12 protein-coding genes are annotated in these 14,107 nt (G+C 69.1%); 3 read left to right on the forward strand and 9 right to left on the reverse strand.

The genetic code is table 11. The annotated features are described in order from the left end of the window. Positions 1–89 precede the first annotated feature (89 nt). Together ACSVDM_RS01865 and ACSVDM_RS01870 are read right to left on the reverse strand one after the other, a co-directional pair. The gene (locus ACSVDM_RS01865) at positions 90–566 is read right to left on the reverse strand and encodes a hypothetical protein (RefSeq protein ID WP_439262251.1); all 477 of its coding nucleotides are present in this window, start codon (positions 564–566) and stop codon (positions 90–92) included. Between the two features lie 119 nt (positions 567–685). Further along, complete coding sequence (locus ACSVDM_RS01870; protein WP_439262659.1) at positions 686–2,863, reverse strand: thiamine pyrophosphate-dependent enzyme; 2,178 nt, start codon at positions 2,861–2,863, stop codon at positions 686–688. A gap of 189 nt (positions 2,864–3,052) precedes the next feature. On the opposite strand from ACSVDM_RS01870, the gene ACSVDM_RS01875 reads away from it, so the two are divergent. Next, positions 3,053–3,508 (forward strand): MarR family winged helix-turn-helix transcriptional regulator, encoded by a 456-nt coding sequence (locus ACSVDM_RS01875; protein ID WP_439262252.1) that lies wholly within the window; start codon positions 3,053–3,055, stop codon positions 3,506–3,508. 43 nt (positions 3,509–3,551) lie between these two features. Here the strand turns inward: ACSVDM_RS01875 and pgl are convergent, their stop codons facing one another. From pgl to tkt, 5 genes are read right to left on the reverse strand one after another with little or no spacing between them, the layout of a single operon-like run. Next, positions 3,552–4,349, reverse strand: a complete 798-nt coding sequence (gene pgl, locus ACSVDM_RS01880) for a 6-phosphogluconolactonase (protein WP_084456401.1) — start codon at positions 4,347–4,349, stop codon at positions 3,552–3,554. Further along, positions 4,342–5,250, reverse strand: coding sequence for a glucose-6-phosphate dehydrogenase assembly protein OpcA (gene opcA / locus ACSVDM_RS01885; protein ID WP_067636576.1), 909 nt, complete (start codon positions 5,248–5,250; stop codon positions 4,342–4,344). Before opcA ends, pgl begins: the two co-directional genes overlap by 8 nt. Then, positions 5,247–6,815 (reverse strand): glucose-6-phosphate dehydrogenase, encoded by a 1,569-nt coding sequence (gene zwf / locus ACSVDM_RS01890; protein ID WP_181698048.1) that lies wholly within the window; start codon positions 6,813–6,815, stop codon positions 5,247–5,249. The genes opcA and zwf overlap by 4 nt, the downstream gene beginning before the upstream one ends. A gap of 4 nt (positions 6,816–6,819) precedes the next feature. Continuing rightward, positions 6,820–7,956, reverse strand: a complete 1,137-nt coding sequence (gene tal, locus ACSVDM_RS01895; protein ID WP_067493676.1) for a transaldolase — start codon at positions 7,954–7,956, stop codon at positions 6,820–6,822. A gap of 4 nt (positions 7,957–7,960) precedes the next feature. Next, positions 7,961–10,102 (reverse strand): transketolase, encoded by a 2,142-nt coding sequence (tkt, locus tag ACSVDM_RS01900; RefSeq protein WP_439262255.1) that lies wholly within the window; start codon positions 10,100–10,102, stop codon positions 7,961–7,963. A gap of 485 nt (positions 10,103–10,587) precedes the next feature. Here tkt and ACSVDM_RS01905 point away from each other — a divergent pair, with 485 nt between their 5' ends. Next, positions 10,588–11,577 (forward strand): heme o synthase, encoded by a 990-nt coding sequence (locus ACSVDM_RS01905; RefSeq protein WP_067493681.1) that lies wholly within the window; start codon positions 10,588–10,590, stop codon positions 11,575–11,577. Here the strand turns inward: ACSVDM_RS01905 and ACSVDM_RS01910 are convergent. Next, positions 11,496–12,539: a quinone oxidoreductase family protein gene (locus ACSVDM_RS01910; protein WP_439262257.1), complete on the reverse strand. Its 1,044-nt coding sequence runs from the start codon at positions 12,537–12,539 to the stop codon at positions 11,496–11,498. The two genes, ACSVDM_RS01905 and ACSVDM_RS01910, sit on opposite strands and share 82 nt — an antisense overlap. A 76-nt stretch (positions 12,540–12,615) precedes the next feature. On the opposite strand from ACSVDM_RS01910, the gene ACSVDM_RS01915 reads away from it, so the two are divergent. Beyond that, entirely contained in the window at positions 12,616–12,981 is a 366-nt protein-coding gene (locus ACSVDM_RS01915; protein ID WP_067636574.1) for a hypothetical protein, read from the forward strand. Positions 12,982–13,079: 98 nt separating this feature from the next. Here ACSVDM_RS01915 and ACSVDM_RS01920 read toward each other — a convergent pair whose 3' ends face one another. Next, on the reverse strand, positions 13,080–14,051 hold the full coding sequence (locus ACSVDM_RS01920) for a COX15/CtaA family protein (protein WP_439262260.1): 972 nt from the start codon (positions 14,049–14,051) through the stop codon (positions 13,080–13,082). Positions 14,052–14,107: the final 56 nt, after the last annotated feature.

Raw genomic sequence — 14,107 nt, forward strand, 5'->3', positions numbered from 1 at the left:
TCGCGTGCCCGCGGCCCGTTTTCGGCGGCGGGTGTGTCCCCGGCGCAGAGCCGAGGCGGCGGACGCACGCCCCGGCGAGAGGGGTCGGCTCAGCTGATGTCGATCGTTCCGTTGAACATCAGCGGCGTCGGCCCGGGCAGACAATCGGTGAAGGAACTGGTCGGCATCGGCACGCCGTAGCCGATCATGTTGGGCCCACCGTTCTCGCCCTTGGCCACCGTGATCTGGATGGCCATCGAATCCGGGGCGAACACCATCACCGGTTCGGCGGTGGTGATCGGATACACCAGCGACACCTTGTTGCCCTGAACCCGCAGGCAGGTGACCGGCCCGGTGACCTTCACCGGCAACGGCATGTTCCCGAACTGCCCGGTGGCGACGTAGGTACCGGTGGCGGGACCGTCACCCTGCCCTTGCGCGTCGACGTGCAGGATGTTCAACCCGAGTACCTGCATACTGCCGTCGATCGACACCGTCGCCGGTGCCGCCGCGGCCTGCCCCGCACCCGCGGCGACCGCCGCTGCCGCCACCGTCGCGATGCCGAAACGTGTAAGCCCTGTCCTCATGACGAAATCCTCCGAGTAGACGAGTGTGTGCGGCGTGTACCCGGCGCGCGGTCACCAAACCGCGCCGATCGCGTACTTCTCGACAGGATTCGGCGAATTCCTCGCAAAGCGGACCGAATTCAGGGCAGGAGGGCCAGCGCCGCCTTCTCGATGTCCGTTTCGCTCAGCAGCACGGTGTCCGCGGCGGGGCCGAGCGGCACGAAACTGTCGCTGCTGGTGACGCGGGCGAGGGCGCCACGATATCCGGCGTCGAGGAGCGCGGCGAAGACCGATTCGGACACACCGCCGCTGTGGCGGGTCTCGTCGGCCACCAGCACCCGGCCCGTCGCGACGGCCTGCTCGAGCAGATCCGCGCGCGGCAACGGGTTCAGCCACCGTAGATCGAGGACGCGGGCACGCACGCCTCTGTCGGCGAGGCGATCGGCGACGCGCAGACTCATCGGAACACCGTTGCCGAAGGTGACGATGGTGAGATCGGTGCCGTCGCCGTAGACGCGGGCGCTGCCGATCGGGACGTGTTCGGTGGTGGGCGACGCGAGCCATCCGTCGTCGCCGGGATACAGGTCGCGGGTGTGATACAGGGCGATCGGTTCGACGAACACGCAGACCCGGCCGTCCACCCGCGCCGCCGAAACACACGTGCGCAACAGGGCGGCGGCATCGTCGGCGCGGGCCGGGACGGCCACCACCACACCGGGGATGTCCCGAAGTGCCGCAAGGGAATTGTCGTTGTGGAAGTGTCCGCCGAAACCCTTCTGGTAGGCCAGGCCCGCGATGCGGACCACCATCGGGTTGCGGTACCGCCCGGCGGAGAAGAACTGCAGCGTCGCCGCTTCGCCCCGGATCTGGTCGCCGGCATTGTGCACATACGCCAGGTACTGGATCTCCGGAATCGGCACGAACCCGGCCGATGCGGTGCCGAGCGCGGTACCGAGCACGGCCTGCTCGTCGAGCAAGGTGTCGAACACCCGCCGCGGCCCGAATCGCTTCCGCAGGCCCTTCGTCACCCCGTACACCCCGCCCTTGCGGCCCACGTCCTCACCGAAGACCAGCACGTCGGGGTCGCGGGTGAGGAGTTCGCCGAGGGTGTGGTTGATCGCCTGGGCGAGGGTCGTCCTGGGGCTGACAGACAGGTCCTTGCTGGGGGAGTCGGTGGTGGTCGCGGAGCGGAGAACGTCTGCGCGGACCGCCGACGGGTGGGAGGGGGCGAGGGGAGCGATGACGGCCGACGCGGAATCCAGCCTCGCCTCGCGCACCACCTCGGCGCTGACCTCGCGCACCCGGTCGGCGATGCGTTCGTAGCGGGCGAGCAGGTCGGACGTGTCGGTGACGCCGGTGGCGAGCAGGTGGCGGGCGGTGCCGAGGAGGGGGTCGCGGGCCAGGTCGGCGGCGATATCGGCCGGGCCACGGTAGCCCGATTCCACATCCGAACCCGCATGGCCGCCGAGGCGGACCGTGCGCATGTGCAGGAAGACCGGGACCCGCCAGGTGCGGGCCAGATACACCGCGTCCTCGGCGGCACCGAGGACATCGGGCAGGTCGCATCCGTCGGCGGCGAGATAGGTCAGGCCGGGGCGTGGACCGTAGGCGCGCTCGATCCAGTCGGCCGGTGTCGGCACGCTGATCCCGATCCCGTTGTCCTCGCAGACGAACACGATGGGCATCGGCACGCCCTGGTGAGAGGCGTGGACGGCGGCATTGATGGCACCGGCCGCGGTGGAGTGGTTGGCCGAGGCGTCACCGAAACTGCACACCACCACCGAATCTCGGGGCCACGGGCACGGAATGCCTTGGCGGGCAGCCCTTTCGATCGCGAACGCGAGGCCGACGGCGCGGGGTAGATGCGAGGCGATGGTCGAGGTCTGGGGAATGATCGACGCGGCAGTACTACCGAACACCTTGTGCCGCCCGCCGGAGATCGGATCGCTCGCCGCCGCGACCACCCCGAGCAGCACGTCCCGGATCGGATCCAGGCCGGGCACCCGCTTGCACCGCTGTACGAAGAACGCCCCGGACCGATAGTGCAGCAAGGCGGGATCATCTACCCGCAAGGCCGCCGCCACCGCCGCATTCCCCTCGTGCCCCGACGACCCGATGCTGTAGAACCCCTGCTTGGCGGCCCCCAGCCGCCTGGCAGCCAGGTCGAGATGCCTACTCGCCACTTGGGATTCGAACAACTCCAACCCGAACGCCGCATCGATCCCCGCCCTGCCATCGATCGACCCTGCCTCGAGACCCACTACAGCAGCCCGGAACGCCGCATCCAGATCCACGGACCCTCTGCCCACCTCGCCCATTGCCCACTCCTCGCCCGCAGCCGAGCCGACGCCGATCGCCATGCCGAGAGCCCCGATGCTAACGCCGCGACCACCGGTCCACGGCCGACTCGGCTACCGCTGAATCGCGACCGGGCCGTATGAAGTTATGCCGGACCTCGACGCCGCCCTCGAACTGGCGCACATCTGCCGTGAGATGGCGGCATCCGAGTGAGCGGACAGGGACCGGGGCAGGTTCTGTTCCACTTCGTCCGGCACTGGGCACGTCGGCCGGTTTCGGCGGACATCGAGGGTGATCAGGGGCGCATCGTGGTCGTGTGCGAGGCGGTCCATGCGCTCGGGCAGCGGGGAACCCGGGCGACGGTCACGGCGATCGGGGACGAGATCGGGATCGATCAGAGCGGCGCTTCCCGGTTGATCAAGAGCGCCGCATCAGCCGGCTATCTGGATATGACTACGTCCGCCGGCGATGGTCGACGACGCGAAGCATCGCTCACTCCTGCGGGCTGGTCCCTGCTGGAGCAGGCACATCGCTGGCAGGAGGCCGTCTTCGCTCAGCTGACGACAGGCTGGAGTGAGCAGAAGCGCCGCGACTTCCAGCACGCGATGACCGACCTGATGGACAGCTCGTACGCGGTGGAGGTCCGAGCCGTCGAACAAGGCTGACGGCGCCGATCATGTCGGACCGGTCGGCACCGTCAGCCGCACGTCACTCTTCTTCGTCGTCGATATCGACCAGCAGGTCCGTCGCGGCGGCTTCGTCGATGACCCAGGTGGTGGATTCGATGCCGACCGCGCCCGCGGAGGGGACGTCGTCGGGGGAGGCACCGTTGACGGCGGCGGCTACCGCGGCGGCCTTGCCTTCACCGCTGACCACCAGCATCACGTGGCGGGAGCGGTGCACGGCGGGCAGGGTGAGGGAGACGCGGGTGGGTGGGGGCTTGGGGCAATCATGGACCGCCACAACGTAATCCGTCTGCTCGCGGACGGCGGGGGAGTGCGGGAAGATCGAGTCGATGTGTCCTTCGGGGCCCATGCCGAGCACCGTCAGGTCGATGTCGCCGCGCTCGTCGAGTTCGGTGTGCAGCAGCTGGGCGTAGGCGGCCGCGGCTTCCTCGGGCGAACCGTACGGGCCGTCGGAGGCGGCGATCGGGAACACCTTCGCCGGATCGAGCGGGACGAAGTCGAGCAGCGCCTCGCGCGCCTGCAGTTCGTTGCGGTCCGGGTCGCCCGACGGGACGAAACGCTCGTCGCCCCAGTACACGTACAGGTTCGACCAGTCGATGTCGCCGGGCGCCTGGCGCACCTTCTCGAGCAGGCGGATGCCGTCGCTGCCACCGGTGAGCGACACCGAGGCGTTGCCGCGTTCGGCCTGGGCGGCGACGATCACGGCGACGAAACGTTCGGCGGCGGCGTCGGCGAGCAGTTCCTTGTCGTCGTGCACCTCGACGGTGTTGGCGGGGAATTCCTCGCCGAGCTCGTCGTGCAGTTCGATACGGTCACTCATAGGTCACCTTTTCGATTCCGGCGAGCGCCTCGGCGTAGATCTCGTCGGCGTCGAGCCGGCGCAGTTCCTCGGCGAGACAATCGCGAGTTTCCCGGCGCGCCAGCGCGATTCGCTGGTCGGGGGCACCGGTGCGGGTCAGCGTTGCCGTCCTGCCCAATTGCGGTCGAGCGATGGCGATCGAATCGGTGGCCCGGCGGATCTCCACCCGCAGCTCACCGGTCCGGCGGACGACCGGGCAGTCCAGCCGCGCGGCCAACCACCCCGCCAGCGTATCCAGCGCGGGCTCACTGGCCAGCCCGGACACGCTCACCGACAGCACCGGTTCGAACGGCGGCTCGTCCAGCGCGGCGGCGAGCAGCGCCCGCCAGTAGGTGATGCGGCTCCACGACAGGTCGGTGTCGCCGGGCGCGTAGGAGGCGCAGCGTTTGCCGAGCGCGGCCTGCGGGTCGGGCGCGAACGTGGCGTCGGTGATGCGCCGCTTGGCCAGCTTGCCCACCGAGTCCTGGGACGGAAAGTCCGGAGCCCCACGCGGCCACCACGCCACCACCGGGGTGTCGGGCAGCAGGAACGGCGTCACCACACTGCTCTCGTGGTTCACCAGCGGACCCTGCAACCGCAGCACGATCACCTCGGCCGCCCCGGCGTCACCGCCCACCCGGATCTGGGCGTCGAGCCGGGTCTCGGCGTCGCGGTCGCCACGGGCGAGCACGATCACGCGACAGGGGTGTTCGCGGCTGGCATCGTTGGCGGCGTCGATGGCGTCCTCGGCCTCGGACGAATCCAGGGTGCACACGACGAGGGTGAGCACCCGGCCCTGGGTGATGACACCGTTGGACTCGCGCAGCTGCACCATCCGCTTGGCGACCTCGACGGTGTTGGTGTCGGGCATGTCGACGATCACGGGCGCCGCCATTCGCGCCCGCTGCGCGCGAGCATCTCATCGGCCGAGGTGGGGCCCCAGGTGCCGGCTTCGTAGGGTTCGGGTTTGCCCTCGGCGGCCCAGTGCGCGATCACCGGATCGAGGATGCGCCAGGACAATTCGACCTCCGCGTTGACGGGGAACAGGGACGGCACGCCGAGCAGCACGTCCAGGATCAGGCGTTCGTAGGCCTCGGGGGAGGACTCGGTGAACGCCTCGCCGTAGCTGAAGTCCATGTTCACATCGCGCACCTCCATTCCCGAGCCGGGCACCTTGGAACCGAAACGCAGGGTGATGCCCTCGTCCGGCTGCACCCGGATGACCAGGGCGTTCTGGCCGAGCTCCTCGGTCATGGTCTGGTCGAAGGGCAGGTGCGGCGCGCGTTTGAACACCACCGCGATCTCGGTCACCCTGCGGCCCAGGCGTTTTCCGGTGCGCAGGTAGAACGGCACCCCGGCCCAGCGCCGGTTCTCCACGTGCAGGGTGATCGCGGCGTAGGTCTCGGTGCGCGACTGCGGGTCGAACCCCTCCTCCTGGTGCAGGCCGACCACGTGTTCGCTGCCCTGCCAGCCCTCGGTGTACTGGCCGCGCGCGGTGGTCTCGTCCAGTGGTTCCACGAGTTTGGTCGCGGAGAGGGCCTTGATCTTCTCGGTGGTGAGCTGCATCGGTTCGAAGGAGGTCGGTTCCTCCATGGCGGTCAGCGCCAGCAGTTGCAGCAGGTGGTTCTGGATGACGTCGCGCGCGGCGCCGATGCCGTCGTAATAGCCCGCGCGCCCGCCCAATCCGATGTCCTCGGCCATGGTGATCTGCACGCTGTCGACGAAATTGGCGTTCCAGATCGGCTCGTAGAGTTCGTTGGCGAAGCGCAACGCCAGGATGTTCTGCACCGTCTCCTTACCGAGATAGTGGTCGATGCGGAACACCTGCTCCTCCGGGAACACCCGGTTGACCAGGGCGTTCAGCTCCTGGGCGCTGGCCAGGTCGTGCCCGAAGGGCTTCTCGATCACCACCCGCCGCCACGGGGTGTAGCCCTCGGGACGCGGGGCGGCCTTGGCCAGTTCGTGTTCGGAGAGCTGGTCGAGGACCACCGGGAACATATTCGGTGGAATCGACAGGTAGAAGGCGTAATTGCCGCCGGTGCCACGGGTGGCGTCGAGGTCTTTCAGGGTGGTGGCGAGGGTGGCGAAGGCGGTGTCGTCGTCGAAACTGCCCTGCACGAAACGCAACCCTTCGGCCAGGTGGTCCCAGACCTCCTGGCGGAACGGGGTGCGCGCGTGCTGTTTCACCGCGCTGAGCACCACCGCGGCGAAATCCTCGTCGGCGTAATTGCGCCGGGCGAAACCGACCAGGGCGAAACCAGGGGGCAACAGCCCCTGGTTCGCCAGGTCGTAGATGGCCGGCATCAGCTTCTTACGGGACAGATCTCCGGTGACACCGAAGATCACCATGCAGCAGGGCCCCGCGATGAAAGGCACCCGTTTGTCGCGTTCGTCGCGCAGCGGGTTGTGCCACAGCCCCGCCTTGTCCGTCGTTGCTGTGCCGGCCATCAGATCAGTTGCCCCCTGCCGCCGCGGTGCGCAGTTCCTCGGTGGTGGCGTCGATCAGCTCACCCCAGGAGGCCTCGAACTTGTCGACACCCTCGCGCTCGAGCACCTCGAACACGTCGGCCAGGTCGATGCCCGCGGCCTCGAGGTCGCTGAACACCTGCGCGGCTTCGACGGCCTTGCCGCTGAGCGTGTCGCCCCGCACCTCGCCGTGGTCGGCGAAAGCCTGCAGCGTCTTCTCCGGCAGCGTGTTGACCGTGTTCGGGCCGACCAGCTCGGTGACGTACAGGGTGTCGGGGTAGTCCGGGTTCTTCACACCGGTGGAGGCCCACAGCGGCCGCTGCCGGTTGGCTCCCTGGGAGGCCAGGTGGTTGTAGGTGGAGGTGTGCGCCCCACCGTCGAACACGTCCTGGTACTCGGCGTAGGCCAGCCGGGCGTTGGCCACGCCCGCCTTGCCGCGCAGCGCGAGCGCTTCGGGGGTGCCGATCGCCTCGAGCCGCTTGTCGATCTCGGTGTCCACGCGGGAGACGAAGAACGACGCGACCGAGTGGATCTTGGCCAGATCGTGGCCCGCGACCTTGGCCTGCCGCAGACCGTCGAGGTAGGCGCCCATCACCGCGCGGTAGCGCGGCACGGAGAAGATCAGCGTCACGTTCACGCTGATGCCCTCGGCGATCACCGAGGTGATGGCGGGCAGGCCCGCCTCGGTGGCCGGGATCTTGATGAACAGATTCTTGCGGTCGACGATCTTCCACAGCTCGATCGCCTGGGCGACCGTCTTGTCGGCGTCGAAGGCGAAGCGCGGGTCGACCTCGATCGAGACCCGGCCGTCGACACCGCCCGTCGACTCGAACACCGGGGCGAGCACGTCGCAGGCGGCGCGCACATCGTCGGTGGTGATGGTGCGGATCGCCGCGTCGGCGTCGGCGCCTTGGGCCGCAAGATCTTTCACCTGCGCGTCGTAGGCGTGACCGACGCTCAGCGCGGCCTGGAAGATGGACGGGTTCGTGGTGACACCGACGACGCCCCTGGTCGCGATCAGGTCGGCGAGGTTGCCGGACTTGATGCGGTCACGGGACAGATCGTCGAGCCACACCGAGACCCCCGCTGCCGCGAGTGCGGCGAGATTCTCGTTCTGTGCCATGGTTTTACCCCTTCACCTTGTCGAGCGTGCGCTGCGCGGCGGCGACGACGGCATCGGCGGTGATACCGAATTCGCTGTAGAGCTTCTTGAAGTTCGCGGACGCGCCGAAGTGCTCGATCGACACGATCTCACCGGCGTCACCGACGAACCGGTACCACGGCATCGCGATCCCGGCCTCGACGACGACCCTGGCGCGGACCGCAGGCGGGAACACCTCGTCGCGGTAGGCCTGGTCCTGTGCGTCGAACCATTCCACACACGGCATCGAGACCACGCGGGTCGGAATGCCCTGTGCCTCCAGGGTAGTGCGTGCCTCGACGGCCAGCTGCAGCTCCGAACCGGTGCCGACGAGGATCAGCTCCGGAGTGCCGGTCGACGCCTCGGCCAGCACGTAGCCGCCCCGGCGCACGCCCTCGTAGCTGGTGCCCTCGAGGGTCGGCACGTCCTGGCGGGTGAGCGCCAGCGCGGACGGGCCGTCCTGGTGGGGAGCGTCGTAGGTGTGGAAGTGCGAGGCGTGCTCGTCGGAGTCGCGCTCGAGGATGGTCCGCCAGGCGTAGGCGGTCTCGTTCGCGTCGCCGGGGCGGACCACGTTGAGGCCGGGGATGGCGCGCAGCGCGGCCAGGTGCTCGATCGGCTGATGCGTCGGGCCGTCCTCGCCGAGGCCGATGGAGTCGTGGGTCCACACGTAGATCGCGGGCACCCGCATCAGCGCGGCCAGGCGGACCGCCGGGCGCATGTAGTCGGAGAACACCAGGAAGGTGCCGCCGTAGGGACGGGTCGGGCCGTGCAGGGCGATGCCGTTGAGGATCGAGCCCATGGCGTGCTCACGGATACCGAAGTGCAGGGTGCGGCCGTAGGGCTGCGCCTTCCACATGCCCGTGGAGATGGCTTCGGGACCGAAGCTGGGCTGACCGGGCATGGTGGTGTTGTTGGACTCGGCCAGGTCGGCCGAACCGCCCCACAGCTCGGGCAGCACGTCGGCGAGCGAGGCCAGCACCTTGCCGGAGGCCTTACGGGTGGCCATGCCCTTCGGGTCGGGCTCGAAGGTGGGCAGGTGCTCGGTCCAGCCCTTGGGCAGCGAGCGGGTGAGCAGGCGGTCGAACAGTTCCTTGTTCGACGGGTTCGCCGCGGCCCAGGCGTCGTAGTCGGCCTGCCAGGCCTGCTGAGCCGCCGCGCCGCGCTCGAGCGCCTTGCGGGTGTGCTCGATGACGGCCGGGTCGACGTCGAAGGACTTGTCCGGGTCGAAGCCGAGCGCCTTCTTCACCGCGGCGACCTCGTCGGGGCCGAGCGCCGCGCCGTGCACGCCACCGGTGTTCATCTTGGAGGGGGCCGGGAAGCCGATGATGGTGCGCAGGATGATGATCGACGGCTTGTCGGTCACCGCCTTGGCCGCCTCGATGGCCGCCTCGATCGCCACCACGTCCTCGCCGCCCATGACGGTCTGCACGTGCCAGCCGTAGGCCTCGTAGCGCGCGGCCACGTCCTCGGTGAAGGCGATGTCGGTGTTGTCCTCGATGGAGATCTCGTTGTCGTCGTAGATCAGCACGAGGTTGCCCAGCTGCTGGGTACCCGCGATCGAGGACGCCTCGGCCGTGACACCTTCCTGCATGTCACCGTCGGAGGCGATGACGAAGATGTGGTGATCGAACGGGCTGGCGCCTTCCGGGGCGTCGGGGTCGAACAGGCCGCGCTCGCGCCGGGCCGCCATCGCCATGCCGACCGCCGAGGCCAGACCCTGGCCGAGCGGGCCGGTGGTGATCTCGACACCGTCGGTGTGCCGGAACTCGGGGTGACCCGGGGTCAGCGAATCCCACTGGCGCAGCTGCTCGAGGTCGGACAGCTCGAGGCCGAAACCGGCCAGGTACAGCTGGATGTAGAGGGTGAGGCTGGAATGCCCACACGAGAGCACGAAGCGGTCGCGGCCGGACCAGCTCGGGTCGGCCGGGTTGTGGCGCATGACGCGCTGGAAAAGGCTGTAGGCGACGGGGGCGAGGCTCATCGCGGTGCCCGGGTGACCGTTGCCCGCCTTCTGCACCGCATCGGCGGCGAGAACACGGGCGGTATCGACGGCCTTGGTGTCCAGGTCCGTCCAGTCGCTGGGATAGTTCCGCTGAGTGAGGGCGCGAATGTCGTCTGTGACTGACACGACCGTGGTTCTCCTGACCTAGGTTTCGTCGACGGCGAGTAGATGGCAGCGGCGATGGTGTCGTACTGGACCGCACGCGGCCGGGGGTGCGTACCGATGTACAGGAATACCCTAGAGGTGCTGTTCCACCTGATCGGCGCGAACCCTGAGTGTGAGTCTAGTTGCCCATCCCGCGATCACGCCGGGGGTCGTCCCCGGGAATCGGCGCGGCGCGCGGCACGTCGTTCACCTGCGTGTCGGTACCGGTTCACCCGCAGACACCGGCCGCAACTGCGCACGGTCGCGGCGCGCCTCCGCCTCTGGACTGACCGGAGGGTGCGACGAAGGAGTGCCCGCAGGGAGGGAAGAGGCGGAGTCAAGCGCCGCGACCCGCGGCGCCAGCCGCCTATGTGACCGTCTACCATCGTCTGTAGTAGTGGCCGCGCCGCAGCCGCGCGCTGCTCGTTCCAATGCCGGATGCGAAGCACAGCGTGCGAGGAGAAACAGTGCGGATCGGTAACCAGCCGGGTAGTAGCGGTGCGCACGATTCCTCGACGGCTCTCGCCGATCGTCTGGCGGGCGACAGCGTGTTCGCCCGGGTCGTGCGTAAGCCGCTGGCCTACATCGCGCTCACCAAACCGCGAGTCATCGAGCTCCTGCTCGTCGCGACCATCCCGACCATGCTCCTGGCCGACCGGGGCAATGTCGACATCCGGCTGATCCTGGTCACCCTGTTCGGTGGCTGGATGGGCGCGGCCAGCGCCAACACCCTCAACTGTGTCGCCGACGCCGACATCGACAAGGTGATGAAGCGGACCGCGCGCCGCCCATTGGCCCGCGACGCGGTGCCCACCTCGCACGCGCTGGTCTTCGGCCTGGCGCTCGGCGCGATCTCCTTCGCCTGGCTGTGGTGGCAGGCCAACCTGCTCAGCGGCGTGCTCGTGGTCGCGACCATCCTGTTCTACGTTTTCGTCTACACCAAGGGCCTCAAGCGCCGGACCTCGCAGAACGTGGTGTGGGGCGGCGCGGCCGGCTGTATGCCCGCCTTGGTCGGCTGGTCGGCGGTCACCGGGAACATCGGCTGGCCGGCGATCGTGCTGTTCGCGGTCATCTTCTTCTGGACGCCGCCGCACACCTGGGCGCTGGCCATGCGCTACAAGGAGGACTACCGGGCGGCGGGCGTGCCGATGCTGCCGGTGGTCGCCACCGAGCAGGTCGTCACCAAGCAGATCGTCATCTACACCTGGCTGACCGTGCTGGCCACCCTCGCCCTCGTCCCGGCGACCGGTGTCATCTACGCGGCCGTCGCGCTGGTCGCGGGTGCCTGGTTCCTGCTCATGGCGCACCAGCTGTACGCGGGTGTGCGCCGGGGTGAATCGGTGAAGCCGCTGCGACTGTTCCTGCAGTCCAACAACTATCTGGCCGTGGTGTTCTGCGGTCTGGCCGTGGACTCGGTGCTCGGCTGGACCACGCTGGGCAGCATCGTCGGTCTGTAGCTCTCGCGCGCACTCGAACCGGTGGTCTTGCGCGCCGCGAGGTCGCGGTGGGCGTCGGCGGCGTCGGCGAGCGGGTAGGTGGCGCCGATGCGCAGTTTCAGTGTGCCCGCCGCGATGGCGTCGAAGATATCGGTTGCGCGCCAGAGGAATTCCGCACGATCGCGGGTGTAGGCACCCAGCGACGGGCGCGTCAGCCACAGCGAACCGGCCGGATTGAGGCGCTGCGGATCGAACGGCGGTACCGGACCGCTGGCAGCGCCGAACAGGGCGAGGGTGCCGCGCACCCGGAGCGAGGCGAGGCTCGCTTCGAAGGTGCTCGCGCCGACGCCGTCGTAGACGGCCGCCACGCCCTGGCCGTCGGTGAGTTCGCGGACCCGGGCGGCGAGGTCGTCGTCGTAGCGCAGGACCTCGGCGGCACCCGCTTCGCGGGAGAGCTTCTCCTTGGCATCCGTCGAGACCGTGGTGATGACGCGCGCGCCCTTGGCGGCGGCCAGCTGAGTGAGCAGCAGCCCGACCCCGCCCGCGCCCGCGTGGACGAGGACCGGGTCACCGGGTTCGGGGGTGAAGACCGATTCGACCAGGTAGTGCGCGGTCATGCCCTGCAGCAGGGCCGCCGCCGCGACGGCCGGTTCCACGCCCTCGGGCACCTTCACGGCCACCGCCTCGTCGACGGCCACCTTCTCGGCGTAACTGCCCGGTGCGGCCGCCCACGCCACCCGGTCGCCGACGGCGAACTCGGTGACCTCGGCGCCGACCTCGGCGACCACACCGGTGCCCTCCGAGCCTGGGATATAGGGGGTGGCCTGCGGATACAACCCGGTGCGGAAGTAGATGTCGATGTAGTTGACACCCACACCCTCGATGTCGACCAGCAGTTGTTTGGGGCCGATCCGCGGGTCGTCCACCTCCACCGACCGCAGAACCTCGGGACCACCGTGCTCGGAAACCTGAATCGCGCGCATGAGTCCCCTTTGTACACCCCGTGTTCGGTGTCACTCGGGGGTGGACGCGAAACTACCGACCGGTAAACTCTCGCCCATGAGTACAACCGCCGCGCCCGAGGCCGTGAAGGTGCCCGCCGAGGTCGAGAAGTCCATCGCGAAGTTCGTCGCCGAGCACGGCGGTTCGGGCACGGCCGTGCTGCAGTACCTGGGCGAGCAGGGGGTGCGCATCACCCTCGTCGGCGAGGACGGCGTCCTCGGCGACCGTGTGGTGGCCGATCTGGCGACCGCCAAGGCCGTCGTCGAGCGCGTCGACGGGCTCACCGAGACCGAAGAGTGGGACCGCGAGCTGGTCTCCAAGGTCACCCCGGCCAAGGGGCACTGGGCGAAGATGGCGGGCTGGGTCGCTCGCTCGACCAAGTTCCCCAAGGCCCGCAACGCGAACGTCTTCCCCGGAGCCTGATCCCGGACCGCCGCGATCCGAGCTTTCAGCCGGTCGCCGCAGCACTCACGATGTGAGGCTGCGGCGACCGCGTGCTTTCCGTACCCGGAAGTCGGTGGTCAGTGCGCCGCCGCGGCGGACACAGCGGGGGCCTCGACAGTCTCTCTGGTGCGCAGGGATGCCCACAGGGCAGCGGTGGCGGCGGTGCAGGCCGCGGCGCCACCGACGTGGATGGCGACCAGGGCGGCGGGGACGTCGGTGAAGTACTGGACGACACCGACCAGCGCCTGGGACAGGACGATCCCGAGCAGCACGAACAGCCGCTTGCGGATCGCGGGGGTGATGCCGACGGCGTAGAGGCCGAAGGCCAGGCCGATGAGCAGAGCCAGATACCCGATGAGCAACTGCGAGTGCAGGTGCACCAGGGTGACGATCTCGACCTCGAGGCGGGCCACCGGCCGGTCGATGCTCTTGTCGCCGGCGTGCGGTCCGGCGGCGGTGACCAGCGTGCCCGCGATCAGCACGCCCGCCAGCGCCACGCCGCTCAGCGCGGTGAGCCAGCGCAGGGGAGCGGGCACCTGCACGGTGTCGATACCGTCGTCGGGCTGCCCGATCTTCGCGTACAGCACCACCGCCAGCCACACCATCACCATCGAGGCGAGCAGGTGCACGGCCACGGTCCACCACAGCAGGCCGGTGCGCACGGTGATGCCGCCGATGATCGCCTGCACGACGGTGCCGCCGGGCATCAGCCAGGCGTAGACGAGGACTTCCTTGCGACGGCGGGCCCGGACGACGGCCAGCACGATCAGCGCCGCGCACAGTGTCACCACGAAGGTGAGCAGCCGGTTGCCGAATTCGACGGTCTGGTGCAGCACCGGCACCTCCGACACCCCGACGGGGGTGAAGCTGCCGGGGAAGCACTGCGGCCAGGTGGGGCAGCCAAGACCGGACGCGGTGACGCGCACGATCGCGCCGGTCACCGAGATCCCGGCCTGGCTCAGAATCACCGCGAGGGCGATGAGCCGCTGGGTCCGCAGCGAGGGGAGTGGCAGCCGGTCGACGAGGCCGAGGAAGGCGCGATACAGCACGTCACGATGGTACTGGCAGGCGATTCCCGCTCGATACCCGGGCTACTACAGTGCGT

The organism is Nocardia sp. JW2 (genome assembly GCF_051843015.1).
Lineage (GTDB): Bacteria > Actinomycetota > Actinomycetes > Mycobacteriales > Mycobacteriaceae > Nocardia > Nocardia coubleae.

What these genes read in the sequence shown, in the direction of transcription:
- ACSVDM_RS01870 (WP_439262659.1), bottom strand. Translation starts at nt 2,863, where the DNA reads ATGGGCGAGGTGGGCAGAGGGTCCGTGGATCTGGATGCGGCGTTCCGG.
- ACSVDM_RS01865 (WP_439262251.1), bottom strand. Translation starts at nt 566, where the DNA reads ATGAGGACAGGGCTTACACGTTTCGGCATCGCGACGGTGGCGGCAGCG.
- ACSVDM_RS01915 (WP_067636574.1), top strand. Translation starts at nt 12,616, where the DNA reads ATGAGTACAACCGCCGCGCCCGAGGCCGTGAAGGTGCCCGCCGAGGTC.
- tal (WP_067493676.1), bottom strand. Translation starts at nt 7,956, where the DNA reads ATGGCACAGAACGAGAATCTCGCCGCACTCGCGGCAGCGGGGGTCTCG.
- ACSVDM_RS01910 (WP_439262257.1), bottom strand. Translation starts at nt 12,539, where the DNA reads ATGCGCGCGATTCAGGTTTCCGAGCACGGTGGTCCCGAGGTTCTGCGG.
- zwf (WP_181698048.1), bottom strand. Translation starts at nt 6,815, where the DNA reads ATGGCCGGCACAGCAACGACGGACAAGGCGGGGCTGTGGCACAACCCG.
- pgl (WP_084456401.1), bottom strand. Translation starts at nt 4,349, where the DNA reads ATGAGTGACCGTATCGAACTGCACGACGAGCTCGGCGAGGAATTCCCC.